The 3,680-nt window shown below is 66.8% G+C and carries 3 protein-coding genes and 1 pseudogene; all 4 read right to left on the bottom strand.

All coding sequences use genetic code 11. The features are described from left to right. Window positions 1–378, bottom strand: a pseudogene (locus VGD20_RS14215) (ATP-dependent DNA ligase); the annotation flags it as partial. Next, complete coding sequence (locus VGD20_RS14210; RefSeq protein ID WP_331135075.1) at window positions 375–1,388, bottom strand: ligase-associated DNA damage response exonuclease; 1,014 nt, start codon at window positions 1,386–1,388, stop codon at window positions 375–377. The gene VGD20_RS14210 and the pseudogene VGD20_RS14215, both read right to left, overlap by 4 nt. Beyond that, complete coding sequence (locus VGD20_RS14205; protein WP_331135074.1) at window positions 1,388–2,806, bottom strand: UdgX family uracil-DNA binding protein; 1,419 nt, start codon at window positions 2,804–2,806, stop codon at window positions 1,388–1,390. The genes VGD20_RS14210 and VGD20_RS14205 overlap by 1 nt, the downstream gene beginning before the upstream one ends. A gap of 8 nt (window positions 2,807–2,814) precedes the next feature. Continuing rightward, window positions 2,815–3,680 (bottom strand): radical SAM protein (locus VGD20_RS14200; RefSeq protein WP_331135073.1); only part of this gene is annotated, 866 nt, incomplete at its 5' end.

Below are 3,680 nucleotides of genomic sequence, written 5' to 3'. Positions count from 1 at the left end.
TAGTCCCCCCTCTCCTTCAGGGGAGGGGCCGGGGGTGGGGGCCGTCGAGGTTGCACCAAGGCCGATAGCCCCCACCCCAACCCCTCCCCTGAAGGGGAGGGGCTTGTTTTCCGGCCAGAGCAAAGCTGCCGTCTCGGCCGTATCGCCGACGAAATGCCGCGACAGCCGGAACAATTCCTCATCCACCCGTGTTGCCAGCAACGCCCGCACCGTCCCCGCCTTCACCGCCGGAAAATCGAGGCTCTCGGTCAGCGCAGCGATCGCCCAGCCGCGGTCGGGGTCGGGCGTATGCCGCAGGTAGTCGACGATCAGCGCGAGCTTGCTGTTGCGCGAGCGCGTGTAGATCAGCCGGTCGATCAGGGCAGCGAAGCGCTTCACGCTTCCTCCTCAAGATCGCGCCCGATGAGGTGCAGCGCGCGCGCCTTGCGCTGGGTGAGTTCGCACCAGCGCAAGAGGCCGTCCTCGCTACCGTGGGTGATCCAGCTTTCCTTCGGGTTCACCTCCGAAATCGTCGTCGTCAGCTCGTCCCAGTCGGCATGGTCCGAAATCACCAGCGGCAATTCGACCATCCGTTGCCGTGCGCGCTGGCGGACGCGCATCCAGCCCGACGCCATCGCGGTCACCGGATCGGGCAGCCGCCGCGACCAGCGATCGTTCAGCGCCGACGGCGGCGCGAGGACGATCTGCCCTGCCATTTCGGCCTTGTCGGTTTCGCTCACCAGCCGCAGTTCGCCGAGGTCGATGCCGTGCACCGCATAAAGCTGGCACATCTTCTCGAGCGCACCGTGGATATAGATGGGCGCGTCCCACCCCGCGCCGCGCAATTCGGCAATCACGCGCTGCGCCTTGCCGAGCGCATAGGCGCCGACGAGCACCGAACGATCGGGTTCGGCGCGCACCGCACCGATCAGCTTCGCGATCTCGTCGACCGTCGGCGGATGGCGAAACACCGGCAGGCCGAAGGTCGCCTCAGTGATAAAGATATCGCACGGCACGACCTCGAACGGCGCGCAGGTCGGATCGGGCCGCCGCTTGTAATCGCCGGTGACGACGATCCGCTCGCCCGCATATTCCATCAATATCTGCGCGCTGCCGAGCACATGCCCCGCCGGGTGAAAGCTGAAGCGCACCCCGCCACGCTCGAACCCGTCGCCATAGACGAACGCGTGATTATGGCTCGCCTCGGCATCGACGCCGTAGCGCAGCGCCATGATCGCGAGCGTCTCGGGAGTCGCAAACACCGCACCATGGCCGCTGCGCGCATGGTCGGCGTGGCCGTGCGTCACCGCGGCGCGTTCGACCGGGCGCGACGGGTCGATCCACAGGTCGGCGGGCTTCACATAGATGCCGCCCGGATGCGGCTCGATCCAGATCTTCGCCTTCGCCATCAGGCAGCGAGCTTCCGTGCGAGCGCGAGGTCGGCAACGAACATCTCGCGTTCCTTTGCGGCGCGCTCGCGGTCGGGAAGCCGCAGCAGGAAGGAGGGGTGGATCGTCGCGATCAATTTGCTTCCCCCTTCCAGTTCATGGACCGTGCCGCGCATCGACTTGATGCTCGCGCTCTTGCCCGTCACGCCGCGCAGCGCGCTTGCGCCCAATGTGATGATCAGTTCGGGCTGGACGAGTGCGCGCTCCTTCTCGAGCCACCAGCGACAGATGTCGATCTCTCCTGTCGTCGGGTTCTGGTGGAGCCGCCTTTTGCCGCGCGGTTCGAACTTGAAATGCTTGACCGCATTGGTGAGGAACAGCCGCCTCCGGTCGAGTCCCGCCTCCGCCAGCGCCTCGTTGAGCACCTGCCCCGCGGGCCCAACGAACGGCCGTCCCTGCAGATCCTCCTGATCGCCCGGCTGTTCGCCGACAAGCATGATTTTTGCCGACTTTGGCCCCTCCCCCGCGACGCCCTGCGTTGCGTTGCAATAGAGCGGGCAGCGCGTGCAGCGATCGACCGCGCGCGCGATGTCATCGAGCGTCTTCTCATCGTCGTCGAGGGCCAATTCATCGGGCACGCGCGTCCGCCATTTGTCGGTCAGAGGGTTCGCCATCGAAACGGCCGCTTCGCGCATGCGTTCCACCCGCGCTTCGGCGCCCGCGAGCAGCGGTGCAATATCCTGCGCCTCGGGCAGGTTCTTCCAATATTTTTTCGGCATTTCGGCACGCATGGCGTCGATCTTGACCCGTGCGGGGTTGAAAATCGCACTATAGTAGGTGCGCCACTGGTCCTCGACGACATCGCTCTCGGGCACTTCGTCCCGCGTGCCGCCGGGACCGTAGGCCAGTTTTTCGTCGTGCCAGATCGCGCGCGCGTCGGGGGTGATGATTGCCCAGTCCATTCCGGTGAAGCGCCGCTGGAAAAAGGGCGCAGTCAGCCGAAGGATATGGTGCGACGGTTCGAACCAGGCGGCGAAGCTCTCGCGCCCCGCCGCGTCTTCGCCGAGCCGCCGGAACCGGACGAAGGCGTGCATCTTGTGGACATCGCGGCGGATCGCCTTGTCGGCCCCGCGCAGCCAGACGACATCGTCGTCGGTCGTCCGCGCGAGCAATTGCCGGTCGCGCGCCGCGCGCCAGATGATCCGGTAGAGCCGCGAGGGCACTTCCGCATCGCGGTGACATATCACCCGCTCCGCCATCTCAAGCAGTTCACGCGGCAGCGAGACCGCGCCCGTCGATGCCGGAACAGCCTCTTCGCCGAACAGCGACGCGCCCTCTTCGCTGCCGCGCCAGCTCACCTCTTCAGGCGGCACCCCGCCCGCCAGCAAACCCCGCGCGGCACCCCGCCATTCGGCAAAGTCGCCCGGCGCCCTGAGCACCACCGCCCTCACAGCGCAAGCGCCAGCTGTTCGGGTGGCGGGGCGAACCGCGCACGCAGGTCGGCGCTGTCGGTGAGTTTGCCCGGCCGCCAGTCAGGCGTGACGATGAAGGGCAGCATTTTCTTCACCGACGCGGTCAGCTTGGCGAGATCGCCCAGCCGCAGCTTGCCCAGCCGTCGCGCCGCGACGATGCGGTCGACCGCGCGCGTTCCGAGTCCGGGCACGCGGAGGAGCAACTCGCGCGGCGCGCGGTTAATGTCGACGGGAAACGCCTCGCGCCGCATCAGCGCCCACGCCAGCTTGGGGTCAATCGCAAGATCAAGCATCCCGCCGCGCGCACCTTCCATGATCTCCGCCCGTTCGAAGCCATAGAAACGCAGCAGCCAGTCGGCCTGATACAGCCGGTGCTCGCGCATCAGTGGCGGGCGCACCGGCGGCAGGTCGCCGCTCGCATCGGGGATCGGACTGTACGCCGAATAATAGACGCGCCGAAGCTGGTAGCCCGAATAGAGGTTCGTCGCGGTCTTCAGAATATCGTCGTCGCGCGCCGTGTCCGCCCCGACGATCATCTGCGTCGACTGCCCCGCAGGCGCAAAGCGCGGCGGCATCGCCTTGCCGATCAGCCGGCTCTTCGCAGCTTCGATCGCATCCTCGGCGCCGACGCGCACCGACGCCATCGTCTTGCGGATCGTCTCGGACTTCTTCTCGGGTGCAAAGCTCGAAAGCCCGGCCTCGGTCGGCAATTCGACATTGGTCGACAACCGGTCGGCATAGAGCCCCGCGAGTGCGATCAGCCCGGGGTCGGCGCCGGCGATCGTCTTCAGGTGGATATAGCCCTGAAAGCGATGCTCCTCGCGCAATATGCGCGCGACCT

It is taken from the genome of Sphingopyxis sp., assembly GCF_036402335.1.
Taxonomy (GTDB): domain Bacteria; phylum Pseudomonadota; class Alphaproteobacteria; order Sphingomonadales; family Sphingomonadaceae; genus Sphingopyxis.
The sequence above is the reverse complement of the archived record's forward strand: the minus strand, read 5'-3'. Positions and strand labels throughout refer to the sequence as shown.

Bases quoted from the DNA above. Each gene is read 5' to 3' on its own strand.
- VGD20_RS14210 (WP_331135075.1), bottom strand. From the start codon at position 1,388: ATGGCGAAGGCGAAGATCTGGATCGAGCCGCATCCGGGCGGCATCTAT.